The sequence below is a fragment of the Actinomadura fulvescens genome, assembly GCF_039533225.1.
In the GTDB taxonomy this organism is placed as follows: Bacteria; Actinomycetota; Actinomycetes; order Streptosporangiales; family Streptosporangiaceae; genus Spirillospora; species Spirillospora fulvescens.
In genome coordinates, this window is the sequence record NZ_BAAATD010000013.1 from 244,717 (window position 1) to 270,407 (window position 25,691).

Genomic DNA, 25,691 nt, shown 5'->3' on the forward strand with positions numbered 1-25,691 from the left:
GGGGTTTGACAGCGGGCTCGGCCGGGGCGGGTTCGGCGCTCAACCTGCTAGGTCAGGTGAGGCCGAGTTGATCTGCGATGTGGGGGAGGGCCTTGTCCAACTCGGCGTAGGTGGTGAACGCCGTGCTGTTGGTTGTGCGCCGTAGCGGTTCGACGATGTACCGCCCTTCGATCGTCTCGGGATACTGAGGCGGAATGCGGCGGACGAGCGCAACCGGCTCGGGTTCGCCGTCGCCTGCTGACGCGCAGCGGGCCACCGTCCATGCCAGCGCGTCCTCGCGGGCGGCGGATGCTAGGTGGAAGGTCACCTCACGCACGGTGAATTCAGTGGGGGTCGTGATGGCGCCCCACATCGGCGTGCAGAGGCGATGCCAGTTGTCAGCCCACCAGGTCGGTCCGAACGTGTCGGCGAGCTCGCCGTTGGAGTACAGCCTGCCGTCGATCTTCCACAGCGACCGGCCGTCGGGAGCTTGTTCTGTGGTCCACTCGACGCCGCGCACGGCGAGTTCTTCGACGATCAGACTGAATGTGCTGCGCTGGATGATCTGCGATTCCATCGGTTCTCCTTGCTTGGGGGGAGGTGAGGGGCCCGAGGGCGCGGACGGCATTGGCGGCCCTCGGGCGCTGCGGGATGGGCCATTGGCCGGGCTGCGACGGGGCCATGCCTGGGCTCGACGTCGGCGACCAACGAATGGGCAGGTCAGAGAACTGCGTGTGGGCGATGTGAGGCGCACGAGTCGCAGCGTGGCCGGTCGCCGGGGTTGTACCAATCACAGGTGCAGCGCCACAGGAGCCCGGCGGTGATCGCGGCGTCGCGGATGGCCTGCTGTTGTTGCTCGTCGGCGGAGTCGAGGAGCTCGCACAGCACGGTGTCGGCGGTCCGGCCGGTGTGGTCCATCACGATCGTGTCGCCGACGACGACCTCGATCGGGACCGTCCCGTCGCTGGCAAGCAGTTCCTCGTCAGTGGTGTCGAGGTGCACGGCGACGCGTACGACGTGGTCGTCGGCGTCGAGGTAGAGGTAGACCTGGATGCCGGCGACCTGGAGGCAGGGCAGGGTGCCGGGCTCGGTCATCGCCATGGCCACGGCGCTGCGATGGCGCGGGCGCAGTCCTCGCCGGTCGGAAAGGTGCGCGGCTCCGGCAGCAGCCTGGTCTTCGGTGAGGTCTGCACGTCGGCCAGCAGGAGCCGGTAGCCGCGGGTATCGCCTTCGCCGGGTGGCCCGAAGTAGTGGGCGATGGCGAGGTCGTCGGCTTCGGGCGCGGTGTCGGGGATCCCGTCGTTTCCGGCGATGACATCCCAGTTCTGGCGGGCCTCGCTGGCGAGGTCGGCGACCGCAGCGCTTTCATCTGCGTAGGCCTCGACGCTTTCGCCGTCCCAGCGTGACCAGCGCCACAGCAGCCAGACGCGGCGGTTGGGGCCGCTGGCCAGCGCGGTGGAGGGCGATGTCTGGCTGCGGCCCTCGCACTCGGCCTCCAGATGCTGGTAGGCGCGTCCAGACAGGTGGAACTGGCGGGTGCTGAGGTCGGGGAAGTCGTCGGCGCTGGCGGTGCCGACAGTTTCGGCTGCGGTGCGGACGAGGCATTCGATCTCGTCGGGGGTGAAGAGGGTCGCGATCACGCTTTGTCGCTCCTGGTCGTGGTGGTGGTGCCGGTTCGGGTTGCCCTCCGTTCCGGCGTGGATGAAAAGGGGCTCGGCTTCGCTCTCCCCCTGGGGGCCGTGGCTGATCGTGCCGGGCCCCCTCGCTCGGGCCGGCGGGAGACCGGCCCGAGCGGGCGGGGGTCAGCTCCGGCCGTCGATGCTGAGGTTGACCGACTCGTTGCCCGCGGCCAACTGGTAGGAGATCCAGTTGTCGTCGGTGGTGAGGGGCCTCACCTGTAGGGGGTAGGTCTCGGACCAGGTCCGCAGTTCCGCGGACAGTTCCAGGTCGCCGTAGCAGTGCCCCTGCTCCCACGCCGTGGCGTACTCGGCCAGCGTGCCGACGCACAGATGCCCGTCGCTCTGCCAGGCGTACCGGCGGGGCTCGCTCTGCGGGCACTCGGCCGTGTGTCCTTTGACTAGCACTCGTTCGGCATAGACCTCGGCGGCTGGGGGCACATGCAGTCCCGTGCGTGTTGCTTGCCTGGTCGAGGCGTGGAGGGGGCGGGGAGTTCGGGGATGAGGGCGTCTACCATCGCCTTCAGTGCGATCGTGCGGTACTCGGGGTCGTCCCGATCGTCGCGCGGCCAGTCGATGCTGTTGAGTAGCAGGGTGTGCTGATTGAGCAGGTGGACGATCTCGTCCAGCGTTCCGGCCCAATCCTTGCCGGTGGGGGAGAGATACTCCGCCAGGTAGCCGATCTCCCGGTCGTAGTCGTAGAGGCGTCGACCGTCGGAATCCCGCACGGTGTGCACGGCTACGTCGGGATAGCCCTTGGTGTAGAAGCGCGGCAGGCTGACGCCCAGCGTGGTGGCGTCGGGGAAGGCGTCCAGGACGAGCGCGCAGGCGTGGGCCAAGAGGCTGGGAGCCAGCGCACCTGTGCGAAGGGCGGTCATCTGGCGCTCGATGCCTGCCAGGATTTCGCCGGTCTGGGCCACTTTTCGGGTGGGTTCCGCGCTGAGTGCGCTGGGTGGGGGAGTCATGGTTGAGGATGCCTTTCGCCTGGTGTGGTGGTCGTACGAGAGCGGTGGGGTTGCCCGTCCCACGCTTGATAGAGGATGGGATTCAGCGCTGCGGGGGCGCTGCGGGAGCGGACGTTCGTCTGCCCGCCTTCGCCAGGGCGCGAGTCCGCGCGTCGCTGAACGATTCGGCCTCTACCTGGATCACGTCTCCGCCGTGTCCGTGATCGTTCGCGGCCCAGTTGGTCACGGTGACACTCGCGTGCTCGGCTGGGGCCGTGCAGAGGACGCCCGTCCGGAAGTGCGGGTCGTAGGTCGGGTCACAGGCGAGGCAGTTGATACCAGCGGTGTAGATGTTGGCACCAGTGCGGTCTGCGGTGACGGCCGCGTAGTACGTGCGGATCATGCGGCGTCCTTCGCGATGGTCCTGGCTACTGCGAGCTGCTGGTCCAGGTCTTGGCCGCGCTCGGGGTGCTCGGCGGTCCGGTTGTCAAGGACGACCCATTGCTCCATGTTGCCTGGATCACTGATGACCAGTGCGCGCGTGATGTCGGTGACCTCGCCCTCCTCGAAGACGTCGAGGCTGCGCGGGTCAACGACGCTCATCGTGATGCCGCTGGCCAGAGCGATGTGCGTTCGGATTCCCATGAATGTCCTTCCTGGTGGGTGGCTCATCGGAACGAATCCCCGTTCCGACATAGTTAAATATACATCAACCGGAATGGGTGGGCAAACTCGGTTTGGGGTACGGGCGGGCGCGGTAGCCGATGATGACGCGGGAGCGTTCGGCGGGGTTGCGGCCGACGCTGAGGGCGTAGCGGTGGTTGCCGTCGTGGTGGAGGCGCCTATCTCGTTCAATGCGTCGTCCAGCCAGGCCTTTCGCGACTGCCCCTGGCGCCGCGGCGTCGCCCCCAATCTGACGAGCTTGGTCTCGGCCGCCTGCCAGCCGCTCTCGCCGTTGCGGATCTTGGACTTCGTGCGGGGCAACCGCGCGGGTTCACAGATTCCTGGCCGTTGTCATTGCTGAACCTGCGTGCGGCTGCCCGGCAGTAAGGCAGCCGCACGCAGGTTCGCGACGCACCTTATGTCGTCGGATCGGTTCAGTCGGGTTGTACCTCGAACGGCACATCGACCTTGTGGTCGCAGGTCGTGCATTGGTACCCGTCCACTACGAAGTCGCCATGCGCCATGTGGCGGCCGACAACGTCGTCGGAGGCGACGGAGAGCCTGTGCTTGCGTGTGGCGGAGTCGATCTGCACGATTGAGTCCCGATCGCCGCAGTGCGGGCACAGCAGCCAGCCGTCGCGGATCGTGGCGGTCGCTACCGGCGGCTCAAGCCGATCCACCTCGGCGGCGGAGGCGTGTACGGCGCCGGCGAGCTCGGCTGTGCGGGCTTGCTCACACTCCACTGCCCAGATCGCCGAGTCGCTGTAGCGCATGAGCTGGTCGGCGATGTCCTCGGCCGGGCGTCCGGTCATCGTCTGGAGCGTGTCGACCATGCCTTCCCGGATCCGGGCCCGGTGGTCGGCGTTGTGCCAGTCCAGCGGAGCGCGGAAGGACTCCACCGCTGCTCGGAGTCGTTGTGTCTCCTCCTCGGCCTTCTTCAGCGCTTCCGCTGTGGGAAGGAGCGGCTCCCAGATCGCGGCGGTGGTGCTGGCGCGTTCGGTCAGCCATGCGCGCGCGGCGGGTTCGTCCTCGTCGGTCATGCGCACGGTGTGGTGCCCGTAGTCGCCGCGGCTTTGCAGCATGACCGACAGGTTCAGGTCGTTGCGCGGCTCGTCCCCGTCGTCCGGGTCCTCATCACGGTCCCAGTCCCATCGGAACACGAGAAAGGTGTCAGGGTCGTTGCAGCCGTTGCGGTCCAGGAACCCGAGAAACGCTGGCCACGAGGGGTGAATGTGGTTCTGCCCATTGTCCTGGTCGAGCGGTACGAACCAGTTGTGCGGGTCGCAATAGTACGGGTGGTCGTACTCCCACAGATGCTTGGTGACCTGGTCAGTCATCAGACGTCCTTTCCTGGAGTTTGGTGAGGCCCGGTGGTGCCCGCCAGTGCCGGTGTGCTGCTCCGACGACGATGGCCACTGCCCGCGCGCCGATTGCCGTCGGGTCGTATGGGTTCCGGGTAGCGGTAGGCCCACAGGCCCCTCGCCCCGTCGTGGATGAGGTTCGCGGCGCTCGGATTCTGGTGCCCTCCGCCCTTCGGCCCCTTCGATTCGCGGATCTTGATGAATCCGTCAAACTTGTACATGTGCCCTGGCGTGCCGGGTAGCGACGTGGACACCAGCGCCGCGATCTGCGGGCGGCCTCCGCACATCTCGGCCGAGCGGGCGTCCCAGCCGGGATACCGGCCGATCCAGTGCGGGACGAGGTAGTCGCGTGCGATCCGCAGCACCGCACGTAGACAGTGCTGGTCGCGGCGGTCCGGGGACCGGGCGATGCGGGCGAGGTCGACCGTGTTGTAGCGGTGCCAGCCGTGGATTTTGGACACCGAGGGGTTGATCGTGGACGCCAGCACGATCGCAGCGGCGTGCCGGCCACGGTCCTCCATGACGAACGCGAGGCTGCCGAACGGGCGCGTGTACGGCCTACCAGCCGGGTGATCGCCGTCGGGCAGGTGCAGCGGATGCCGCCATTTGATGAGGAGTTCCTCGGCTTCTGCCAGATCCACCTGGTAGAACGCGACTGCGGGTGACATCCGCAGGGCCAACTGGCGGCTCATCGCCGCTCAGTCCCCCGCCTCGGGCAGGGCCTTGTGAGGGTCGTCGAAGATGACGCCGTTCTCACAGTCCGCCCGCAGCGGTACCGTGTCGTCCGGCCGGACAAGCTGTTCGTCCACGGTGTCGAGGTGGATGGAGATCCGGACTGCTTCCTCATCGGGGTCCAGGTAAAGGAAGACCAAGACGCCGCCGACCTCGATGCAAGGTAGGCCGTCCTCGGCGCGGACGGGGTGGAACACCGCGGAACGGTTGGCCCGATCGCAGTCTTCCTCGCTGGGGAACTGGTAGTCCTTCGTCACGAGCCTGGTGCCGCTGGGCGGGACGCTCTTGTGAACCTCGTCGGCGTAGATGGTGTAGTCCTCGTCGCCGCGCTCGCCCTTGGGGCCGTAGTACAGCCGCACAGCGTCGCGGTCGTCGGCTGGCGGCTGGTCGGGGACGTCCTCACGGCAGGCGACGTTGGCCCAGTTCGACCGGGCGTAGGCAGCCAGTTGCTTCAGTGCGGCATCTTCGTCGGGCCAGAGCGTCACCTCGTCGTGGTGGCGGTCCCAGCGACGCAGCACCCACACCTCCAGGGAACCCGCCTCGACTAGAGTCGCCACCACCGGGGAGGTGGGCGCCTGGCCGGCGTGGTCGGCGTGCATGGCGGAGCGGGCGCGGTCGAGGAGCTCTTGCTGACGTTCGGTCCCGTAGTAGCCGAACCCGGCCGCGTAGGGCCGCACCACCGATTCCCACAGGGTGGTGAAGGCGTGGGGGACCAGCTTGCACTGGTCGGTGGGGATCCAAGGCCCGGCGGTGAGCGAGATTCGGTTCCGGCCCTGGCCGTCGGGTCCGCCGTGCAGGATGGGCGGCGCCGCGACCAGGAACGACCCGTCTCGGACCGGGTGGCTGGCGGGTGGAGTGGTGGTCATCGCGTCGCCTCCGTCCTGGCGGCCATCGCGCGCTCGGGGCCGGGCAGCCGAGACCCGATCGCCAGGTAGTGCTCCTTAAGCTCGGTCCACTCCCGCTTCAGCTCCTGCCAACCCGCGTCGGTGAAGCCGCCGCGGACGAGCTGCGAGTGGAAGGCGGCGATGCCCCCGTCGGGGCCGGGCGTTTCGATGGCCTCCTCGGTGGTGGGGTGGCTATCAGGGCCGTTCTTGGCCACAGGTGACTCCTTGGTGGGGTGCGGGCCGGTGGTGGACGGCCCGACGAAAACGGCTGGACGAAAGCCTCAATTCGCGAGAGACATAGCCCCTCTTTCGCCATAGTTAAATATACCATTCATGATGGTGGATTCAAGTCGGGTGGCAGCGTCTGCCGCGCGATGAGCCAGGTCAGCAGCGATTCCAGTCCGGACGCCGGCTCGGTGCCCGGCCTGAGACCAGCGGGGTTTTCGATGGCGGCGGTGTGCGTGTTGATTCGAGGCGGAGAACGGTGATTCGCCACGGATCACCGGGGGCGCCTCCGGTGTCGGTGGCGCCCCCGGCTTCGGCGAGTACGGGTCAGTCGAGCAGTCCCGCAGCGCGGGCCGCGGCATCGGTCAGTCGGAAGAATGCGATGCTGACGATCTCGACGGGCCGGTCGGGCTCCTGGTGGCCGCTGCTCACCGGCGCCGCCAGTTCGAGGCCGGTGCAGTACCAGCAGGTACCGATCTCGTTGTAGTACCGATTCAGGCCGTCAAGGATGATCTCAACGGTGTCGTCCGGCAGGACGGCCTCCGGACGGTTCGCGGTGGTGCGATCGGGCTGCTGGCGGTCTGATTCGGTGGTGAGCTTCCGGAACGTGTAGTGCTCACGGACACCTGGTCCGGCTACTTTGGGAGCGGGTTCGGTGGGGTTGACCTCCCAATACGTGCCGAACGGCAAGGGCCCGTTGAGGACTCCGGCGGCGACGACCAGGATGCCCAGCGCGGGCGTCGTCGTTGACTGAGTCATGGTGGGACTCCGTGTGGTCGGGTGGGCGACTTCGCTGATGGCGTTCACCGTGGGGTTGGGCGGTACGGCGCGTCCTGGAGCAGGCCGGCGAGCGCCTGGGCGATCAGGCCCTTTGCCTCGATGGCGGCTTCGCCCAGCCCTAGGTCGTGGTCGAAGTGTCTGGTGTGGCCGCGCCGGGCTGACCACACTGGGTTGTTGTCGTCATCGCGGGTGATCTGCTGCACCGTGATGGCCCGTCGGCCGTCCCATTGGGCGGCCAGCCAGGTGTCGGTGTGTCGCGTCCGGTCGGGGGAGGCGTCGATCCAGCGGACGTGGACGTCGGCGACGTCCACGTCCATGACCCGTGCTGCGGCTTCCCGCGCTTTGGCCATGGACTCTGCGCGTGCGGTGCGGTCGTCGGCGATCTGGGTTGGGCCGGTCATGGCGCCGGTGTTGCGGTGCTGGATGTAGATGTTCAGGTGTCGGCCGGCTGGCGGCCATTCGGCGACGCGGGTGTGCCCGAAGGAATTGGGCGGGGTCACGAACATGATGATCATTGGGTTGCCTTTTCGATGGCGCGATGAGCGGGTCCGCCCCGCGGTGAAGAGCGGGCCGTCCAGGGTTGGTGATGTGTCAGGGGCGGAGGCGCTATCCGGCATGAACCGCATGCCGGTGGCGCATCGGTCCGTCGGGAATACGCCGATCCGGTCGGCGGAAGCGCACCGCCAGGTCCTTGATCTCCTCTTCGAAGTCACTCGTTGCTGAGTCGGTGCGTGATGCCGATCCACGATCGTGTTTCTGGGGTCACAGGCTTGGTGTGCCGTTTGGCTGCCGCTTCAGGGCAGGCGTACGAGCGGCGAGGTCGCCGTCGCTTCATTCGCCGGTGTGCAGCACAACGAAGTGCTTGGGGTCGCCCGTGTGGGGATCGGGGTCTTGGCCCACGTACGGCTGGCCGGTGAGCGCCATGTATCCCTCGGGGGCGCCTGGTACAGCGACCCAAACTTCGTGGTGTGCGGGGAATTGCCGGAGCTGTTCGGCGAGTTCGCCGGCGGTGACGCGCTGGACCCTGCTGACGGTGAAGGTTCCGAGCAGGTCCCCGATGCCTTGGTGAAGTTGGCCGCCCAGCAAGTCCCGGGTGAGGTCAACCTGGAGGTAGCCGGGCCGGTAGCGCTGGGCGTAGTCGTGGATGGCGGCGGCCAATTCGCCGGGGTCGCTGGCGGTGAGAGTGGCAGGGGCAATGTCGTAGTTGGCGCCGATGCGCTCGAAGTCGATCCGGTAGACGGTGCTGATTGGCATGGGATTCTCCATTCGCTGTGAGTGGGGCTGGCCTGCGAGGGGATGGGCGACGTCACGGCGTGGCTTTGTTGCCTTTGGTGAGGCCGTGGGCCTCCTCGATGCGCTCCAGGTCACCGCGCCACATCATGATCTGGTCGAACATCGCGTTCGCGGTGCCCAGGTGGTGCAGCATCTCGGCCTGTTTGGCGGTGAACACGGCGTGGGGCAGGTCGGCGGTTCGGATCTCCTCGCGGAGGTGTTCGCCGATCGCGCGGTGTTCGCGGGCTTTGGCCGCGTACTCCTTCATCCGGTCGCGCATGTATGCGCGTTCCTTGGCGGCCCGGTCCGGATCGGTGCAGGCGATGCACCACTCGATCGAGCCCGCTTCGTGGCTGGGCTTCTTCTGGTTTCTGGTGCTCATCGCCGCTCCGACCATCGCCGGTTCGCCTTGTCCGCTGGGCGGCCTGGTTCAAAGACCGAGGCGGCGGACGCGTCCGCGAGCGGCTTGGCGTCATCGATCCGGCGCCACGATTCCCAGCGGGGGGCGGCCTTGAGGCTGAACCGCTGTGGTTCGGTCCGGAGCTCACCCATCGGACGCCTCCACGCCGTCGAAGGCGCGCAAGGCCTCGGTCACGGCATCGCGGACGCCGTGCGGATCCGCTGAGAGCTCGACGTCGATCGGCAGTCCGGAGTGTCGAAGGGCCATCACGAGGACATACGCCTGTGACCCGGCGGCGGCGATGTCCAGCACGTCTGGCTCCCTGCCGCCCCACTCCAGGCGCCAGTAAGCGATGAGGGCGGCTCTGATGACCGCGTGGAGGCGGTCGGCCTGCAGCTGCTGGGCGAATCGGCTCCGCTCGGTCTCGATCTTGGTGTGCCGCTGGTCGGCTAGGCCTGGGCAACCTGCGCGGTGAACGCGCAGGCCGTCGCGGGGTGAGAGGGTCGTATGGAACCGAGACGTGTCGCCGGCGGGCCGTGGTCGGCTGGCGGTTCTGGGGTCTGGAGCTGCGATCTCTTGGGGCTGGGGATCGTAGACGCCGGAGGTGGCTTTCGAGGTGAGGAACGCTATGGCTTCGCGGTGGGCCTGGTCGACGGTGAGCGGCTGGGTTCTGCGTTCCCAGCCCGTGGGGGTGTCCCAGAAGAGGCGGCCGGTGTCCCAGCCCGCCTGGCGGTACCAGATGAACACCCGCTCGTAGTGCGGCTCCCACTCGACCTCGAACCGGGTTCCGGCAGTGCTGGTCCAGCGCCACCAGTGCGTGGCCTCTTCAGGGTCGGGGCCGAGGACGGTGTGCTCGATCGCGTCACTTTGTGTCCACTCCGCGATGAGCACGGGGAGGTCATCGAGCGATCGGTCGATGACCTCGATCTCGGCGCGGGTTACGGTGTTGGAGGTCGCAGGTCCGGCAGGGTTGGCCGGCTCTGCTTTGGATTCGTTGGACATGATCGTTTCCTTGCCTGATCGGGTGGTGGGAGCCGGAGCGGCGGAGTCGCCCGTCCGCCGCGCCGGAGTGGTGATGATGGCGGCGTCCTGCGCCGCGGTGATCTGTGAGGGTGAGTTCGGTGTGCGAGCTCGTCAGCGGTGGTTGCCGGATGAGCGACGAACGCGCCGCCGGGTCGTCCGGTGCAAGACGATCGCCTGCCAGGCGTCTGAGCCCTGGCCGTGCCAGCGACCGCCGTGTACGTCCGTGACGTGGACATAGCGCATCCGCCACGGTCCGCTGAGCGTGTCGCAGCGGGTGCTCCCCAACCACGAGCGGGTCACGCGCCCCAGCAGGCCGCCGGTCCAGGTGGTGACGTGCATTTGGCCGTCCGACAGGTACACCACTGCTCGTTGGGCCGTACGAAGTTCTTCGCGTTGGCGCTGGTCGGCACACGGATAGCAGAGCGTCTCTCCGGTTGGACTCCATGTGGCATAGCCGGTTGCGCCGCCGCCTGGCGGTACCGGCTCGGGAGGGTGTCCGCAGTCGCAGATGTTCGGCCGTGCGCAGCAGGCGCCAGTGTCGGCGACGAGGTTCGGGGCGGTGGCTGTCACGCCTTCGGGGTCGGTCATGGCTTCGTCCTTGTCTGGAGGGTGGTGGGTACCGAGAGGGGTTGCCCTCCCTTTCGTTATTAGTAAATATACATCAAAAAGGGAATTGGAGCAACAGCGGACCAGGCCGTGACTACTCACCCGCGCGGGTCAGATCCCGGAGTGAACTGGAGGCGAGTCCGAGGCCGGAGTGGCGCTGCGAACCCGTGCGCGGTTGTGCAGAGGATGGCTTCTGGTGGGTGCTCGGCCGTGAACTCAGTTGCCGCCGGTCTCTAGGTGGGCCAGGAAGGTCTCCAGCTCGTCAGGCCGGTAGTAGCGGACTCGGTTGTATTTGAAGACCGGCTGAGGGGCGTCGTCACGTCGCATCGCCTGCTTGGCCTGCCAGAGCCGGGTCTCTTCGGTGCTTCCGGTCATGGCGGCCACGATGTCGGAGAACGGGCGCAGCTGGTATTCCTTGATGACGTCGGGCGCGACCTCGTGCAGGTAAGTGGCGGCGACCCGTGCGCTCACCTGGAGGACCGTGGCCAAGCCCTCAGGGGTCTCGCTGCGGCCTGGATCCTGGGCGGCGACTCGCAGGATCGCTTTGGTGATCTCCAGCTTCTTCTTGGCCTCGCTGGGGAAGGGCTGCGGGGTGCCCTTCTTGCGGCCGACGCCGGGCCGCTTGAAGTCGGTGATGGTCTTGCGGCGCCAGCGGCGGTGGATGACCTTGCCGGTGACCTCAACCTCGTCAGGTGGCGGAAGAAGCCCCTTCTCGCCGCGTTCCCATGCCGGGATGCTCTTGCGGACGTAACCGTTGATGGTCGCCACATGGACGCCGAAGATGTCGGCGACCCCTTGGGGGCCGATCAGCTCGTTGGGGCTGCCGCTGAGGTCCTTGGGTTCTTCGCGCTTCCTTCGCCAGTCGTCACGCTGCCGCCACTCCTCGAGCCACTGCATGAACTCTTCTTCAACGACGTAGGTGCTGCGGCCGCGGCGGTGTTGCGCGGGGAAGCCCAACCGGTCGGCGTTGGCGAACCAGTAGCCGACGGTCGGGTAGGAGACGCCGGCGCGTTCGGCGAGTTCCTTCCGGTTGAGGGCGGACTGGCCGTTGATGAGCATCGTGGGTCTCCTGGCCGCGCGGCCCGGTCCGGCCGCGGGGCGGCCCGGCGGCGGCCGGCGCGTTGCACGGTCGATCCAGCGGCTGGCGGACGAGTCTGAGGTGGGCCGGTGTGTCAGCGAGTGCTCCATGAAGATGCTCCTTGGTTGGTTGGTGGTGCGGCGACCGGGGTTGCCCTCCCAGTCGTCGTGACTAATTACCATACACGGGTGGGGCCGGCGAATCCGTGACTCTTTTCGCCGGCTTGGGCGGGGCCACGATCCGCCACCTTGGCGGCAAAGGATTCCGGCAGGCGATTGCGGCTGGTGAGTTCCGGTGCTGCGGTCCGAACGTGATGATGGGCGGCCCGGCGCCTGCCGGGCCGCCCATCATCTCTCCAGGTGTCGGTGCGCTTTCGCCGCAGTCGTTCGCCTCCCGCTGGGCGTGGAGTTGGCTTAGCGTCGGCGTCCTTCTAGATCCCCTTCACGATGGCTTGGTGGACGGGGCTGGGTGTCAACCGGACCGGCAGGACCAGGCCGACGACTCCCGACGGCCGACCATTGGTTGAGATCAAAAGGTGGCGGTGGGGGTCGTTGCCGACCAGCCGGTGCTTGCGTTCGGCCTTGGAGAGCCAGGCATGGTTGACCGCGACCGGTGTCTTCCCGAGTGCGCCGATCCGGCAGCCCAGCCGGTGCGAGGCGTTCATTGTCCAGTCCGACCAGGCTGCGACGTGGTAGTCGTCTGGTCGCTCTGTCCATCGCTGAACAGCAGTGGTGAGCCTCATCTTGGGGTCCAGCTTCTCGGCGGATTCCTGGTCGAACCTGTCGACACGCGTGGCGGGTTTGGTCTTTTTGATGGTCCAGACGCCGACGTCGGGGAGGTCCTCGTCGGTGACGACGGAGCAATCCACGACGAGGTATCTGTCGGTGGCGTAGGTACGGCCTTCCTGCCTGGTGATCCACACCTCGGAGGGGTCGATAAGCCAGTCGTAGAGGCGCATGGCTGAGGTTCTCCTTGTCTCAGGCCGCAGGGAACAGCTCGAGTTGTCGTTGGCGAGGGCGTAGGGGTGCGAGGTCGGTGTGTTCGAACCAGCGTTCTTCGAAGGTGTCGCGGGCCTTGTCGCTGATGTCGTCGAGGCTGATGGCGAGCATCGACTCGCAGGTGGGGTAGGTGTCGCCCTTGGGCAGCGTCCAGGCGCGGGGGAAGCCGTGTTTGTCGATCTCCATCCGCGCGTCGCTGGCGTCGGCGGTGAGGGTGAGTGCTTGGTGCATTGCGTCGCGGGTGCCGGAGGCGAGTTTGCTGATCGCGCGCCAGACCGGGCCTTTGCCTGCTGGTCCGCCGGGTGTGGTGGGCCCTGTGGCCCAGTAGAGCCGCCGCACCTCATACAGCGCCCACCGGGCCTTGGCCAGGTGGTGTTCAGCGAGCTCGCGGGCGGCATCGAGGCGGTGTTCGCGGGCGATGTCGTGGGCCGTGCGGTTGGCGAAGAGCGCGGCGTTGGCGTTGATCCCGAGCGCCCGCTGCTCGTAGATCAGCGCCTCGGCGGCGGCGTGCGGATCGATGGTCCAGCGGTGGATGAGCTCGTTGATGCCGCGGCCGATGTTGGCGTAACAGCAAAAGCCGCAAGCGCTGCGGATCCATTCCACGCCGAGGGTGTGGTGGATGTACCCGGCGGCTTCGGCGCGATCCCAGGTCCACTCAGCGAGCGGATGGCGCGGAGTGCGGCGGCCGCCCTTGGTGTGCAGGCGGTCTTCGGCGATCCTCTTGCCTTCCTCCACCGAGTAGCCCATTAGGTGCACGTAGGGGGCGGCGCCCAGAACGTCGTCCAGGAACCACTCGATTGGCTGGCGCTTACTTCGGTACGAGCAGGTCTTGGCTCCGGTGACCTGCGGGACGGTGCCGACGGCGGTGAGCTCGTGGCCGAGGGTCCAGGGCCCCGTCATGACCATCTCGGTGGGATGCAGGGTCGGGCTGAGGACGGCGTAGCCGCCGTCCTGGCAAGCGCGCGAGATCTGGGCGTAGCGCACTCCGTGCTGCTGGAACATCGGCAAGGCGAATTCCTGCATCAGCTCACCGGTGCGTTGGATCTCGTGGCCGGTCATCGCGGTGACCACCAGCCACTGTGACGGCGGGATGCCGATCAGGTCTGGTTCCTCCAGAAGGCGGTGGGTCATGGCACCCGTGTCGACGCCCATGCCGTGGGAGATGATCAGCCGGGGCGGGTTATGCTTGAGCTCTTCCACGACGTGACGGTGGTCCCCCATGCGGGTGTCCTCCTTCGTCTGGTTGGTGGTTAAGAGCGGCCGGTGGTGTTGCCCCCCGCCCTTCCGGGGCGGGTATCCGCCGGCCGCTCGCCTTGCTTCGGGGTGGTTGATCGCCGCCGCGGGCTAGAACAGCGCCGTTTGATCACGCAGCTGCCGCACCCAGCTCCGGACGGTGGGCAGCAGACGGTCGGGGCCGTAGGTGAGGTAGGTGCCGTCTGCGGTATCGGCGCCGATGTAGTCGGCGTAGCGCAGGCGCTTGAGCGAGTTGACTCGGCCCAGGTGCACGCACTTGTCCCATTGCAGTGCGTTACTGACCAGGTCGGCAGCGGCCGGGCCCAGCTTCCAGGTCGTCGTTCCCCCCAGGAAGAGCACGTCGAAGGACTCCCACAGGTCGTAGGAGTGGTCGTACTCCATCCCGTCTTGCGCTACGAACGCAGCTGGGAAGCCCAGATCACGGATGGCCGGAAGGACGTCGCGAGAACGCGCCCAGGTCGTGTAATGGTCGGCGACGCAGTCGGGGGCGGTGACCCACAGCGCGCGGTCGGCGTGGGGCGCTAGGCCCTCCAGCCAGCTCAGGTATTCGGCATCTCCGGGGTAGTGGCCGGTGAACGCCGAGTTGTCGGCGGCGAACAAGACGCCGTCAGGGAGCCTGTTGCCGGCAGCGGGGGAGAGGATCGCGGCGAGTTCGCCGCGGCGCATCGCCGAGCGGATGTCGGGCGTCGACGGCGGGACAAGGTACAGCGGTGCGGTGAGGTCCGCCAGTGCCCATGGATTGGGAGCGGGGACAGGGTGCGTTGCGGTGGCGGGCATGGTCATTGCGGGACTCCGTGCTGGGTGGTGGGAGCGGATCCGGCCGGGGTTGCCCTCCCGGCCGGATCCGGTGCTACAAGGTTTCGGCGAGGCGCAGCGCTAGAGCGCTTGAGGCGCCGCTTCTGCGTTTACGCGGTGCCCTTCCGGCGTGGTGGTGTGGCGAACACGTTGGTGTCCTCCTCTTCGAGGGATCACGGTGCGGCGTCATAGCCGCGAAGCTGCTTGATGATGCGCTTGCGAAGCGCTTGACAGAACGTGGCGGCTTCACTGGTCTGCCAGCCGTCGTGTTCGCACGCTTGGTACTCGTAGCTGTCCAGCAGTTTCAGGACGGTGACCGGGCGGGGGGGCCGGGGAGCCGGTGGAACAGGTAAGGCGCCTCCCAGTCGTCTTCGTCATAGCGGTGGTTCACCAATCGCCGGTTCTCGGCCAGGAGCATCGCGCCGACACGTCCCGCCGTGTCGGTGGTGAGGTAGGCGACTTCGCTCGGATGGGTGCCGGGAAGTGTCCAGCGAAGGTGGACTCCGGGGAAGGTCAGCCCGGCGGTAAGCAGGGCGTGGATGTGGGTTGTGGAGACCATGTACGCGCTCATTGGACGGTCTCTCCGCACATCTGGCGGTTCGGATCAGATGGGCGGCCGTGGGCTGGCTCAGGTGTGGCCGGCCGTCTCGCGATCTGCGGGATTTTCGGGGCGATGTACATGGGTCACTGCTCCTTCGTGGATGGTGGTCGCGATCGGGGTTGCCCTCCCGACCGATTTAGTTAATTATACAAGTATTTGCTGATTGTTCGAGATGCATGAGCTCCCTGCCGGCCTCCTCGGGTGGGGCGTGGGTGTCGCTCGTCGATGTCGCCGCGGCTGACCTGCTCGATGAGGTCCTCGATGGATAGGTCCGCCCGGAAGCGGTGGCCGATGTCTGCTTCGACGACGGCGTGTGCTTGGGCATGCTGGGGGCGCATGAGGATCGCGCGGGTGAGGTCGGCCTTGGCCGCCAGCGGGCAGAGGGAACAGGAGGCCCGGCTGAGGCCGTGGTCGTAGACCCAGTGGTAGGGCAGGCCGGTGGCGTGCACGACTTCCCAGACGGCTTCGACCGGGAAATGGAGCAGCGGCAGCCAGGTCCAGACGTGGCGGCGGCCACTGCTGGCGCGACGGTCAAGGGCAAGGCGTGGTCGTCGGGCGCGCGAGGTGCTCTCTTGTGCCCGCATGCCCATCACGTTGAGAATCTGAGCCGCCCCCTCTTTCACCTGACCAGCGGCACGTGCCTCATCGGCGAGTTGGGTGATGAGCGGAGCCAGGGTGTCTCGCTTGAACCCCGAAGTGCACCATCTGGTCGTTGGTCCCGGCCACTTGCCGCGTTCCTGTACCGCTTCTAGCAGGTTGCCCCCTTTTCGGCGTCGCTGCTCGAAGCGGAGTTGATAGGCCTCGGCATGCAGGGCGGCCAGGGCCGAGGTGCCTTTCCAGTCCATGACGCCCAGGTCGGCGTGGGCGACGACCACTCGGTCCAGAACCCCCGCGTAGTGGGCGAGTGTGACCACGACCTCCAGGAGGGCGGTTGAGTCCTTGCCGGCGCTGGTGTGAACGATGATTCTGTGGAACCTCCTCAGGTCGGGATCACCCGGCAGCAGCAGCGGCGGCACACGATCAGTGAGGCGGTGCCCCGGCGTTGAGATCAAAGTCGCACCCATAGGCGCGTACTCCCTCCGTGCTTGATTGATGGCTGTTGAGTGAGGTTGCCCTCTCATTCAACAGAGTTAATTATACCCCAGTTCGTGTTTGCGGCAAACCTGGGTGGACTGGGCTGTCTCGGCTCGCCAGCGCCATAGTTGCCTGCGGTCTCCGGACCGTGACCGGCATCGTCGCGGGAACTCTGCGGCGTAGCCTGTTGTTTCCCATGGAGGGAGAAAGTTGATGTTGCGGATGCTCCCCGCAGACCGGGTTGAACACCAGGACGGTGTGAAGGCCATGGTCGCTGCCAGGGCCGAGTGGCTGGGTCAACGAGGGTTGAGCGCGCCGGATGGGATCGCCGAGACGTTGGCTGGGCAGGTGGGGGAGCCGGGCTGGCCGGTGTGGGTGCTGGAACGCGATGGTGTGGTGGCGGGCTGCACGACGGTGCTCACCGAGTGCCCGTCGTGGGCGTTCACTGAGGCCGAGCGTGCGGAGCCGTCGTTGTTTCTGGCATCGACGTGGACTCAGCCGGCCGAGGGGGCGCGGCTGGGCCACGTGATCGCGCGGTGGGCGCTGGATCACGCGGCCCGGACCGGGCGGTTGCATGTTCGGCGCGGTGCCTTCCAGGAACGGCTGGCCCGGTACTACTGCCAGGTGCAGGGATGGACGTTGCTGCGCGAGGTGCAGCGGCGGGACCGTACTGGCTACATCATGTCGCGGCGCGCGCAGCGGCAGCCCGATCTGCCGGTGCGCGGGTGAGTGACCGCAGACCCGCTTCCAGCATGAGGGGCCGGTAGACCTCGTAGGTGCGTTGTCCGGTTGCAGCTCGGTCTCGTCGAGGAATCCGTCGGCCACCAACCGTGCTCGGTTGTCCAGCAGGGCCTCCAGCAGAACGGTGCCGTGGCGGCGCATCGCCAGATCCAGGATGTGCTGGAAGTTCTCCGGCAGCGGCAGATGGGTGACTTCGGTGTCGAATCCCAGCCGGGCCAGGCGATCGCGGAGCAGTCGCTTGCCTGTGCGCCAGGTCGCGGGAAGTGATTCGGCCAGCCGTACGATCTGCGGGGCGGCCAGCGGGCTGATCGGCCACAATCCGCGGCGACTGCCGGACGCGGCCGACAGCTGTGACGCCTTCACCAACCTGCTGACCATGGCGTCGGTGGAGACCTTCCTGGCAGGCACCTGTGCCCCGCCCGGCATCGGTGACGTCCTGGCAGCGCTCGACGTCGACGATGATCACGAGGACGAGCAGGGTCTGTTCCGGCGCGGCGTGGTCGTCGTGATGATGTTGGAACGTCTCCGGCTCAGCGCCGACGAGCAGTCGGCGCTCACTGTTCAGTAAGCTTGATGCCCCTAATCATCCTTGCCGGGTCGGTTGTGCTGACGCTCGATTCCGGCACGTCGCCAGCTCGTCCATCGGACGCCACGCGAGGTCGTACACAGCAGCTCGCGAGCAACCAGTGCCGTCAGTATGCATGTCAACGTTCATCGTGCTGCGCCATCACCAGGGACATCGCCCGAGTTAGGGGTGAACGTGCGTAGGCAATGGCGACGCGCTCCAGCTGTACGATCTCTTGCTTGACGTTATCGATAGGCAACGACGGCATGAGGGAGCCGAATTTGGCTGGAAGCCCGGCCCGGTAACGCGCGAGCGCGACGGAAATCAGAGCGGCTTCCACCGTCGCCTCCAACTCCTTGCCCGTGAGGTCCATGGCGTGGGCGGCTTGGGTTATGGCACAGATGGCGGTGGGGGGTAGGTAGGGCTGCAGTTGTTGTTGCCCGTCTCGGATTTCCACGACCCGGCGCAGTAGTAAGACACTGAGGCGATGGCTGGGGCTGTCGAGATGGGTCTGGGGGAAAGCGTCGTGCAACGCGCGCCACAAGGGACCGAGGCGGCGATAGGCAAGAGCTAGGCGGATGGGCTCGGCCACCGGGGGCGTCCAGAGGGTGAGAGGTTCATGCCGCCGTCGCGGGCTGATCCCGGAGGCAGCGCGACGGAAGCGTAGGAGGCCGAGTGGTGGCGTGTATCTGAGAAGGCTCGCCGTCGTGATGGTGGGGTGGGAGGCGGTTGGCTTCAGCGGGGACTCCTGCGGCCCAGGCATTGTCAATGGGACCTAGCGAGGCGTGATGGTCATGCGCGCTCGCCACGTTTGCGTCGCAAGCGCCACACTCGCTGCTGGACCAGGGTGGCGAAGAGTTCGGCTTCGCGCTCTTCCTGGGTGTCGTAGCTATTGCGCGTCAGCGTGGCGAGACCGGTGACGTCAAGGTCGCTGTGGTGGTCCAGCGCCGCGTGGCCCATCTCGTGCAGCGCGATGGTGTAGTAGTGCCATTTGCTGACGCCGGGGACGGCGTTGACCCAGTCCGTGGTGAGTGTGCGGACCAGCATGCCGCAGGGGCCGCCGGGCTGGGCGGGCAGCGGCGGCCCTATCCGCAGCGGACGGCCGGTGATGCTGGAGATTTCAGCGGCGAATTGGTCCAGATCCCAGGGATAGGGGATGTCTAGGGAGTCGACTAGTTCGCGGCACCGTCTAGTCAATCTGCGATCGCCCCTGCGCGCACTGGTCCGCCTCATCGCCCTGTGATTGGCCAATCCGATCATCCCCGCAAGGTAAGTCCGACGACTCCGGCGACGTGATCTGTCGCCTGCTGCTCCGGCTCGTCCTTCACCCTCCGCGGCGAGCGCCACGTGGATGAGGCCGAGCAGGAGCGAGAGGCGCCGCAGGATGAGAGCGATCCAGGCGATGGCGCGCCCACGCCCCCATGAACTGGCCGACCACATATCGTCCGCGCCCTCCGTCCCCTTCATCGGAGCTGGCCTCCACGTCGCCGCGCTCCGGTCTTGTATGCGCATAGGGAAGCAGGGCATGGAAGGGAAGATCCGCAGGCCCGGCTTCTCACGAATCCGAGTGGGCAGTTGACCAACACTTGGTCTGCTCCTCATACGGTCGCTTCTCCGTCCCTTCCAAGCGCCGCTGTCCCAGGCGCATTCGAGCCAGGCGGCAGCGAGGCCCCGCGTTGAGCGACCGGCGGCGTATGAACCGCGTTCTCGCTCCGCGCAGTACGGAGTTGGCCTCGCTGCCCAACGTCGCTCTCGCCACGCCCACGCAAAGCAGGGTGTGGAGAAGGCTCGCCGTGTTGGCCTTCACCTGCCCGAGCTTGGGGGCGGCAAGAGACGAGCACGGTAACTCCCGCCACTTTCTGCACTCTGTCTCGGCACTCCCCATCCGCTCCCCAACGGCTCCGCAACCGCTCCCCAAACGCGGCCTGACAGAGTCGGTTGGTGCGTTCCAGCAGGTCACGCAGCCGTCCAACACCACGACTGGTGGCCGGATGCGGCCAGAATTGAATGGGATGTGGCGGCGCCTTCCGCCCGGTAGATCGTGCGCAAAGCGTGTGATTCTGCGAAGTTTTCTTACAAGCGCTACGGTTCTCACTTCTGAAACGGCCCAGGTTGAAGGAGTGGCATGTACGACCCGGCGGGGAGTGGCATGTACGACCCGGCGGGGGATGCGTCGTACCACATCACCTTGCTGCACGGCATCGGCGTCACCGACAGCGAAGGCGCCATCATCCCGCTGGCGCGTCAGCCGGCGCTGGTGCTCTTCGCGCTCATTCTTGGTGCGGGTGCCGGCGGAGGCCCCGTGACCGCCGAGCGGCTCTTGGACCTGGCATGGGAAGAATCAAAGCGCCCCTCGTCCCTCCATGCGCTCCATCAGGCGATCTCGAAGCTACGCAAGATCTTCGGGCCGCAGGTCATCAGACGCCTGGAGCAGATCGACGGCTACGAGTTCGTCCTGGGCAAAGGCATCCGCGTCGACTGGCACGACTTCTGCCTGCTCGCGCAGACCGCCCACGGGCTGGACGCCACGGACTCGCGCACCGCGGCACTGATGTGGGCCGACGCCCTGTCGGTCTGGTCGCCCGCCACCCTGGGCAAGCTGCCGGCGACGATCGAGATGGATCGCCTGCGCAAGTCCCTGATCGACGCCTACCTGGACGCTCTGCAACAGCAGACCGAAGTTCTGCTGCATATCGGCGACCAATCCAGAATCGCGACGTCACTGCCGTCCATCGTCCGCGAGTATTCAGACCGCGACCGGCTCCGTGAACTGCTGATGATCGCCCTGTACCGGTGCGGCCGGACCGCCGAATCGATCGCCCTGTACGAGGAGCTCCGCGAGGAACGCGCCCAGCGCCATCTCCAACCCAGCCCGGGCATCCAAACCGCCTACCAGCGCATTCTCGACAATGACCCCGCGATGTTCCAGCCGGCCCTTGCGCCGCTCACGCCAGCAGACCAAGCAGTGCACGACTCCGGCCAAACGGACATACACAGCACCGACACGGTCCGGATGGCGAACTTCCTGCTGGTGACCGACCCGCACAGCCGCGACGCCTACAGCACGCCCGCAGACAGGTATTGCTCCATCAGAGTGGGGCTGTTCGTAACAGAGACGGCCAGGCTTGAACGCGAGAACGTCATGTTCGCCTCCCGATGCGTCCGGCAGGCCGCCGCCGAGATGGGCATCAGCCGCTTCCTCGAACTGGGCACTCCGCCGCCCAACCCGTGGAGCCTGGCCAAGGTCGCCGACGTCGCCTGCCCCGGTGGCGGCCGGATCGTCAGCGCCACCGCCGACCCCTACCTGGTACGGCACCTTCGAAGCCGCTACGGCCACCAGCCGGGCGCCACCTATATCCAGGGCACGATCCGCGATTTCGAGCGGCTGATTCAGCACCCCGCCGTGCGTGACCTGCTGGGCCTCGACCTGCCGCCGGATGAGCGTGAACCCGTCCTGATCATCGACGAGCACGACATCAACAGCACCTCAGAAGCGTTCGATCCACATGGCATCTACAGCCACCTGACCGACCAGCTCGCCAGCGGCAGCCGCCTGGGACTCACCGCGGTCAGCACGAAAGGCATCAGTAAGGTGGCCCGCGCAGAACTGGGCAAGGTGTACAAGGGCCACCCGTATCCGATCGCCTTTCGCACCCAGGACGAAGTCGCCGCGCTCGTCCCGGACGGAATGCAGGTTCTGCCTCCAGGCGTGATTGACACTCACCGGATCCTGGGCACCTCTCGCGACGAATTCGACCACCAGTGGCACCAATACAGCTTCTGCGCACAGAAGCCTTGACTCATTTCGGGTTGATAGGCCTACATGGTCCTCGACGGATGATCGACGTCTCGTCCCGCTCAGCGCCAGTAGCACTGGTTGCCCCGCGCCTTGAAAGGACGCACGTGGCCCCTCACCAGAGCCAGTCCACCGATCGCTGCCCCTTCCCCTTCCGCCCCCAGGACCAGCAGCCCGGCCCTGACCCGTTGGAGCCCGAACGCCCGCCCACCGGCGCCGCCGGGGGACCGGTCACGCCGATCGTCATGTCCTCCACCGGCGAGAGGGCCTGGTGGGTTTCCGGGCTGGCAGAGTGCCGCGAGGTCTACCGCGACGACAAGGCCTTCACCCGCGGCGACGCCGACGAGATCCGGCCCTATCTGCGGCTCGCGCCACTGATCCTCGCCCTGGACGGCCCGCACCACCGGGTGCTGCGCTCGATCGTCAGCAAAGACTTCACACCCCGCCGCATCGACGCCTTCCGCCCAGCCGTCACCGCCCTGGCCAACCAGAGCCTGGACGCGATGCTCGCCGTCGGCGAACCTGCCGACCTGTTCGGCCAATGGGCGCTGCCGCTGTCCCTCAACGCCATCAGCGACATGCTCGGCACCCCGATCGAAGACCGCGCGCAGTTCCGCCAGTGGGGCGATGGCCTCCTGGACGTCGGCCCCGACCGCGAAGCCCGCAACGCCGCGGCGATGCAGGCCATGGTCGGCTACGTCGCCCAGCTGATGGCCCAGCGACAGCAAAACCCCACCGACGACCTGCTGTCGGCCATCACCGCCAACGCCGCCGACTCCGGCGAGGTCAGCCCCGAGGAAGCCGCACTACTCAACGCATCCCTGGTGATCGCCGGGTGGGAGACCACCGCCGCGGCACTGGTCACCGCCGTCCTCAGACTGCTGACCACCCCGGCCGACGACGGCACCACCCTCTACCGCTGGCTGTGTGAGCACCGCGAGCACATCCCCACCGCGGTGGAGGAAATCCTGCGGTATGTCCCCAACTCCTGGTTCGACTCCGGCCAGCCGCGCCGGGCCGCCCAAGACGTCGAGCTCGGTGGCGTCAAAATCAGCAAGGGCGACGTCGTGATCGTCGCGCACGACGTCGCCAACCGCGACCCCCGCGTCTTCCCCGACCCCGAGCGGTTCGACCTGACGCGCACCCCCAACCCGCATCTGGCGTTCGGATCCGGCGTCCACCATTGCCTGGGCGCGCACCTGGCCCGTCTCGAACTCAACGTCGGCCTCGAAGTGCTCACCGCACGGCTTCCCGACCTGCGTCTGGCCGATGACCCCGCCGACATCGCCTGGCACACCGTGACACCCATCCGCCGGCCCGAGAGCCTCGCGGTTGCCTGGTCACAAGAGAACTGAGGACACCATGCCGGTAAGCCAGACAGAATGTCGGCTCTGTACGGGTTGGCCGCAGCCGACGAGCTAGCCGCCACTAAGTCCCATGTCGGACTGCGGCCAGACGAGTGCATAATGTGAGGAATGGGGTTCGCTACAAAGAATTCGTCTGGTCACCGACAGGCGCTGCCGCCCGATTACCCGCCTCGCCTCACCCGGCCAGCACGCGGACTCGCCACGATTCATCCCGCTGATGGAGTCCATCCGCATCCCTCGGCGAGGCGTGGGACGGCCTCGCAAGCGGCTCGCACGTGCCCTGGCCGAATGCCTCTGCGTGACCACGACACGCCCGGCGTGCATGCATGGTGAAAGGGTGTCGCGTCCGGAGATGCGCTGACCTGCTACTTCAGTATCACTACCAGTAGGTCACGTTCCACCCCTGCGAGGGAGTGGTGAAGCAGTTTATGGGGTTCACGTGTGCCCCCTCCACAGCGTGAGCGGGAGTCAGGCAACGGTTGCTGCCCGTGCTCGTGTTGAGAATGGCGAAGTTCTGGTGCGTCCAATACTGGATGCGATGGTCAATGCAGCGCTGCAACTCGGCCGCATTGACGTTGCCTACGGTTACAGCAGCTAGGCAGTAGCCGCTTTGGAGGTGGATGAGCCACCCACCGTTCCACCAGCCCCACCTCTGGCCGGAGTCGCCGCTGTGGCAACGGCCCAGGTAAACACTCCTGCCGAGGGTGCCGGTGGTGTCAAGGCACAACCCCAAGTCTTCATGATTGGCGATCTTGAACGGTCCGGGAGTGCCGGGAGGATACAAGGCGCTGAAACCTTCGCTGCGTGGACTCGCTGAGGCGCTTGCCACGCTACCGAGGAGAAGCAGGGGCGCTACCAGGACGGTCGCTGCCAGCCGGAGCCGGAACATTACTGATCCCTTCGGCAAAGGAGGCCCGGAATGGACCGCATGCTTGCTCACCAGGCGGCCGTTGTTCGTGCTCAGCCAATAACAGGATGCACGCCACAGCGAAGTTTGTCTTTACCTCTGCGCGCACTATTTTGTCGTCTTGGTGCACGGGCAGTTGATTGAGCAACAACCCCTGAGTTCGCGGCGGTGGCCATAGCCGCTGTAGTTCCAGGACCTGGGGCTCCTTCGTGGATCTAGATCGGTTCTTGCATCTGAAGCGAGCTCTGAATTCCTGAAAACCCATCGTCCTGGTCGTTCGTCTTGCTGGGCGGATGAAGGTGAGGAGGCGCGGGTTGAGTCTCGCGGACGTCCGTGATCTACGGGTGGCGCGTCCACCGGCGACAGCCCGGAGACCTGGAGGCGTTGCAGACCGACGTGCTTGCCGGATTCGTTCTGGGCCGGGCTCGCCGGCGGCACGATCGCCGCCGACGTCGTCCACCTGGAGCAGGTGAGGGCCTGGTTCGGTCAGCCGCTGTGGGAGATGGAGCCCGCCGACGCCGACAGTGTCTCCGCATGATCGTGGTTGTGTACACACTGACGGGCGAGGGAGAGCGGGGGCCGCGACGCCCGCGCGTCGCTGGCCGCCGGGTGACGCGCGGGGCGTTCGGGGTTCATACCCCTCCTTGACGGCTACGGCTCGTACTCGCGGGCCGAACAGAGAGCCCATGTCCGGGCGAATGTCACCGATATTGACCTGATGTTTACTGTTCGTGACCACTGGCGGCCGGGGGAGCTTAGTCGACGCCCCGCCCGGCGAAACTCTCTACTGCGTCAGCTCCCCGCCACTTTCAGAAGGGACGCCAGCATGCGCACCTCGCCCACCAGAGGTTCCCAACTGTTGCTCATCACCGCCACCACCGCACTCACGCTCGCGGCCACCGCGACCGGAACGCGCGCGGAGGCTCACGCGATGGAGCCGGCCTGTCCGCCGCCCGGTGGCGGATCGTGCTACTTCGAGTACTACGACGCCAGCGGACTCCGGACGATCGAGTTCGAGCCGGAAGTCGGCCGCTGCTACAACACCGGAAGCGCCGGGGCGGTCAGAGGCACCAACCAGACCAACCGCAGAGTGCACCTCTGGCCCACCTCCAACTGTTCCGGCGGCGCCACGGCCCTAGTCGACCCAGGCTTGTCCTGGAACGACCCCTCCCACACCTACTACTCCTTCAGACCAATCCGCTGAGGCCAGATGGGCAGTCACAGACAAGCGGGGCGAGGCCTGGGCGGGGCGGCCTTTCTCCGGGCCCGTCCACTTCGACAAGGCGAGTGGCGCGCATCGATAGCCGAGCACGACACCAACGGCGCCGCAGTCTTACGCATCCTGTCCGTCGTCCGAGCACATTTACGAGCGCGTCCGCTCACGCCTGCATCCCGTAGTCCTGGCGAACGCAGGCGGGCAGCTTGTCGTAGAGCTGTTCCAGCTCCGGCCCCAGGTCGTCCAGGTCGGCCTCGGCGTCGAAGTCCACGCCGGCGGCGGCGAACAGGGCGGCGGCCGCCACGGTGGGAACCTCGATGGAGGGGAGGGCCGCGCGGGCGGCGTGGATGCGGTGCACCCCGGTCAGGCCGGTGCCGTCATGCACCACCAGCGGCGGGCCGTCCCAGCCGGTGGCCTCCATGGCGGCGGTCAGCGCGGCCACGTGGTCGGGCCGGTCGACGTCGTGGATCGGGTGCAGGTGGAGGGGGTCCTCGTAGGTGATCTCCAGGTCCAGGGGGTTGTCGACCGCCACCGCATCCTCCGCTCCGCCGCCCGAACAGGGCGTCCAGAAACGCTTTACCTTTCCCGACACCGTAGCGAGCGACTCCACACACGCCCAGTACGAACCAACCTTGGTGATCCATGACTGCTGCCACCCTTTCGTGAGCCCGCCTGCCGTGCCCTGCAGCTCGGCCGCTGTGGCGTCGCCGATCACTTCTCGGGTGATCTGACAGCCGGGCCGCCGCCTGGCCTC

At 66.9% G+C, this 25,691-nt stretch carries 34 protein-coding genes; 7 read left to right on the top strand and 27 right to left on the bottom strand.

What is annotated here, in order from left to right; translation table 11 throughout:
* Positions 1-52 precede the first annotated feature (52 nt).
* The 23 genes from ABD333_RS37735 to ABD333_RS37845 form a co-directional block, all read right to left on the bottom strand.
* The gene (locus ABD333_RS37735) at positions 53-556 is read right to left on the bottom strand and encodes a hypothetical protein (RefSeq protein ID WP_344547387.1); all 504 of its coding nucleotides are present in this window, start codon (positions 554-556) and stop codon (positions 53-55) included.
* A 143-nt stretch (positions 557-699) separates the two neighbouring features.
* Positions 700-1,080, bottom strand: a complete 381-nt coding sequence (locus tag ABD333_RS37740) for a hypothetical protein (protein ID WP_344547388.1) — start codon at positions 1,078-1,080, stop codon at positions 700-702.
* Positions 1,071-1,619, bottom strand: coding sequence for a hypothetical protein (locus ABD333_RS37745; protein WP_344547389.1), 549 nt, complete (start codon positions 1,617-1,619; stop codon positions 1,071-1,073). The genes ABD333_RS37740 and ABD333_RS37745 overlap by 10 nt, the downstream gene beginning before the upstream one ends.
* 162 nt (positions 1,620-1,781) lie before the next feature.
* Positions 1,782-2,063: a hypothetical protein gene (locus ABD333_RS37750; protein WP_344547390.1), complete on the bottom strand. Its 282-nt coding sequence runs from the start codon at positions 2,061-2,063 to the stop codon at positions 1,782-1,784.
* Positions 2,057-2,533: a hypothetical protein gene (locus tag ABD333_RS37755; protein WP_344547391.1), complete on the bottom strand. Its 477-nt coding sequence runs from the start codon at positions 2,531-2,533 to the stop codon at positions 2,057-2,059. The genes ABD333_RS37750 and ABD333_RS37755 overlap by 7 nt, the downstream gene beginning before the upstream one ends.
* Before the next feature lie 169 nt (positions 2,534-2,702).
* Complete coding sequence (locus tag ABD333_RS37760; RefSeq protein WP_344547392.1) at positions 2,703-3,002, bottom strand: hypothetical protein; 300 nt, start codon at positions 3,000-3,002, stop codon at positions 2,703-2,705.
* The gene (locus tag ABD333_RS37765; protein WP_344547393.1) at positions 2,999-3,244 is read right to left on the bottom strand and encodes a hypothetical protein; all 246 of its coding nucleotides are present in this window, start codon (positions 3,242-3,244) and stop codon (positions 2,999-3,001) included. Before ABD333_RS37765 ends, ABD333_RS37760 begins: the two co-directional genes overlap by 4 nt.
* A gap of 452 nt (positions 3,245-3,696) precedes the next feature.
* The gene (locus ABD333_RS37770) at positions 3,697-4,599 is read right to left on the bottom strand and encodes a hypothetical protein (protein WP_344547394.1); all 903 of its coding nucleotides are present in this window, start codon (positions 4,597-4,599) and stop codon (positions 3,697-3,699) included.
* Complete coding sequence (locus tag ABD333_RS37775) at positions 4,599-5,315, bottom strand: hypothetical protein (protein ID WP_344547395.1); 717 nt, start codon at positions 5,313-5,315, stop codon at positions 4,599-4,601. Before ABD333_RS37775 ends, ABD333_RS37770 begins: the two co-directional genes overlap by 1 nt.
* A 6-nt stretch (positions 5,316-5,321) precedes the next feature.
* Complete coding sequence (locus ABD333_RS37780; protein ID WP_344547396.1) at positions 5,322-6,221, bottom strand: hypothetical protein; 900 nt, start codon at positions 6,219-6,221, stop codon at positions 5,322-5,324.
* Positions 6,218-6,454 (bottom strand): hypothetical protein, encoded by a 237-nt coding sequence (locus ABD333_RS37785; RefSeq protein WP_344547397.1) that lies wholly within the window; start codon positions 6,452-6,454, stop codon positions 6,218-6,220. The genes ABD333_RS37780 and ABD333_RS37785 overlap by 4 nt, the downstream gene beginning before the upstream one ends.
* A gap of 337 nt (positions 6,455-6,791) precedes the next feature.
* Positions 6,792-7,223, bottom strand: coding sequence for a hypothetical protein (locus ABD333_RS37790; protein WP_344547398.1), 432 nt, complete (start codon positions 7,221-7,223; stop codon positions 6,792-6,794).
* Between the two features lie 44 nt (positions 7,224-7,267).
* Positions 7,268-7,744, bottom strand: a complete 477-nt coding sequence (locus ABD333_RS37795) for a hypothetical protein (RefSeq protein ID WP_344547399.1) — start codon at positions 7,742-7,744, stop codon at positions 7,268-7,270.
* A 331-nt stretch (positions 7,745-8,075) separates the two neighbouring features.
* Entirely contained in the window at positions 8,076-8,498 is a 423-nt protein-coding gene (locus ABD333_RS37800) for a hypothetical protein (RefSeq protein WP_344547400.1), read from the bottom strand.
* 52 nt (positions 8,499-8,550) lie between these two features.
* On the bottom strand, positions 8,551-8,898 hold the full coding sequence (locus ABD333_RS37805; protein WP_344547401.1) for a hypothetical protein: 348 nt from the start codon (positions 8,896-8,898) through the stop codon (positions 8,551-8,553).
* Positions 8,899-9,060: 162 nt separating this feature from the next.
* Positions 9,061-9,918, bottom strand: coding sequence for a hypothetical protein (locus tag ABD333_RS37810; protein ID WP_344547402.1), 858 nt, complete (start codon positions 9,916-9,918; stop codon positions 9,061-9,063).
* Positions 9,919-10,050: 132 nt separating this feature from the next.
* Positions 10,051-10,527, bottom strand: a complete 477-nt coding sequence (locus tag ABD333_RS37815) for a hypothetical protein (protein ID WP_344547403.1) — start codon at positions 10,525-10,527, stop codon at positions 10,051-10,053.
* A 234-nt stretch (positions 10,528-10,761) separates the two neighbouring features.
* Positions 10,762-11,604 (bottom strand): helix-turn-helix transcriptional regulator, encoded by an 843-nt coding sequence (locus ABD333_RS37820; RefSeq protein WP_344547404.1) that lies wholly within the window; start codon positions 11,602-11,604, stop codon positions 10,762-10,764.
* Positions 11,605-12,053: 449 nt separating this feature from the next.
* On the bottom strand, positions 12,054-12,581 hold the full coding sequence (locus tag ABD333_RS37825; RefSeq protein ID WP_344547405.1) for a hypothetical protein: 528 nt from the start codon (positions 12,579-12,581) through the stop codon (positions 12,054-12,056).
* A 19-nt stretch (positions 12,582-12,600) separates the two neighbouring features.
* On the bottom strand, positions 12,601-13,842 hold the full coding sequence (locus ABD333_RS37830) for a hypothetical protein (RefSeq protein ID WP_344547406.1): 1,242 nt from the start codon (positions 13,840-13,842) through the stop codon (positions 12,601-12,603).
* Positions 13,843-13,965: 123 nt separating this feature from the next.
* On the bottom strand, positions 13,966-14,658 hold the full coding sequence (locus tag ABD333_RS37835; protein ID WP_344547407.1) for a hypothetical protein: 693 nt from the start codon (positions 14,656-14,658) through the stop codon (positions 13,966-13,968).
* Positions 14,659-14,974: 316 nt separating this feature from the next.
* Positions 14,975-15,229: a hypothetical protein gene (locus ABD333_RS37840; protein ID WP_344547408.1), complete on the bottom strand. Its 255-nt coding sequence runs from the start codon at positions 15,227-15,229 to the stop codon at positions 14,975-14,977.
* A gap of 182 nt (positions 15,230-15,411) precedes the next feature.
* Positions 15,412-16,335, bottom strand: coding sequence for a phosphoadenosine phosphosulfate reductase domain-containing protein (locus tag ABD333_RS37845; protein ID WP_344547409.1), 924 nt, complete (start codon positions 16,333-16,335; stop codon positions 15,412-15,414).
* Between the two features lie 223 nt (positions 16,336-16,558).
* Between ABD333_RS37845 and ABD333_RS37850 the strand changes: the two genes are divergently transcribed.
* The 3 genes from ABD333_RS37850 to ABD333_RS37860 are packed head-to-tail and all read left to right on the top strand — an operon-like array spanning position 16,559 to position 17,654.
* Positions 16,559-17,074, top strand: a complete 516-nt coding sequence (locus tag ABD333_RS37850) for a hypothetical protein (protein ID WP_344547410.1) — start codon at positions 16,559-16,561, stop codon at positions 17,072-17,074.
* A gap of 60 nt (positions 17,075-17,134) precedes the next feature.
* Positions 17,135-17,353, top strand: coding sequence for a hypothetical protein (locus tag ABD333_RS37855; protein ID WP_344547411.1), 219 nt, complete (start codon positions 17,135-17,137; stop codon positions 17,351-17,353).
* Positions 17,325-17,654 (top strand): hypothetical protein, encoded by a 330-nt coding sequence (locus tag ABD333_RS37860; RefSeq protein WP_344547412.1) that lies wholly within the window; start codon positions 17,325-17,327, stop codon positions 17,652-17,654. Before ABD333_RS37855 ends, ABD333_RS37860 begins: the two co-directional genes overlap by 29 nt.
* A 136-nt stretch (positions 17,655-17,790) precedes the next feature.
* On the opposite strand, the gene ABD333_RS37865 is transcribed toward ABD333_RS37860, so the two are convergent.
* The gene (locus tag ABD333_RS37865) at positions 17,791-18,243 is read right to left on the bottom strand and encodes a DUF6545 domain-containing protein (protein ID WP_344547413.1); all 453 of its coding nucleotides are present in this window, start codon (positions 18,241-18,243) and stop codon (positions 17,791-17,793) included.
* 200 nt (positions 18,244-18,443) lie between these two features.
* Complete coding sequence (locus ABD333_RS37870; RefSeq protein WP_344547414.1) at positions 18,444-18,911, bottom strand: zinc metalloprotease; 468 nt, start codon at positions 18,909-18,911, stop codon at positions 18,444-18,446.
* Positions 18,912-19,776: 865 nt separating this feature from the next.
* Between ABD333_RS37870 and ABD333_RS37875 the strand changes: the two genes are divergently transcribed.
* Together ABD333_RS37875 and ABD333_RS37880 are read left to right on the top strand one after the other, a co-directional pair.
* A complete protein-coding gene (locus ABD333_RS37875; protein WP_344547415.1) occupies positions 19,777-21,450 on the top strand; it encodes an SAM-dependent methyltransferase in 1,674 nt (557 codons plus the stop codon).
* Between the two features lie 104 nt (positions 21,451-21,554).
* Entirely contained in the window at positions 21,555-22,802 is a 1,248-nt protein-coding gene (locus ABD333_RS37880; protein WP_344547416.1) for a cytochrome P450, read from the top strand.
* Between the two features lie 391 nt (positions 22,803-23,193).
* Here the strand turns inward: ABD333_RS37880 and ABD333_RS47700 are convergent, their stop codons facing one another.
* Complete coding sequence (locus ABD333_RS47700) at positions 23,194-23,703, bottom strand: ricin-type beta-trefoil lectin domain protein (RefSeq protein WP_425546959.1); 510 nt, start codon at positions 23,701-23,703, stop codon at positions 23,194-23,196.
* 418 nt (positions 23,704-24,121) lie between these two features.
* Between ABD333_RS47700 and ABD333_RS37885 the strand changes: the two genes are divergently transcribed.
* Together ABD333_RS37885 and ABD333_RS37890 are read left to right on the top strand one after the other, a co-directional pair.
* Entirely contained in the window at positions 24,122-24,259 is a 138-nt protein-coding gene (locus tag ABD333_RS37885; protein ID WP_344547417.1) for a hypothetical protein, read from the top strand.
* Between the two features lie 288 nt (positions 24,260-24,547).
* Complete coding sequence (locus ABD333_RS37890) at positions 24,548-24,925, top strand: hypothetical protein (protein WP_344547418.1); 378 nt, start codon at positions 24,548-24,550, stop codon at positions 24,923-24,925.
* Between the two features lie 175 nt (positions 24,926-25,100).
* On the opposite strand, the gene ABD333_RS37895 is transcribed toward ABD333_RS37890, so the two are convergent.
* The gene (locus tag ABD333_RS37895; RefSeq protein ID WP_344547419.1) at positions 25,101-25,469 is read right to left on the bottom strand and encodes a hypothetical protein; all 369 of its coding nucleotides are present in this window, start codon (positions 25,467-25,469) and stop codon (positions 25,101-25,103) included.
* Between the last annotated feature and the right edge of the window lie 222 nt (positions 25,470-25,691).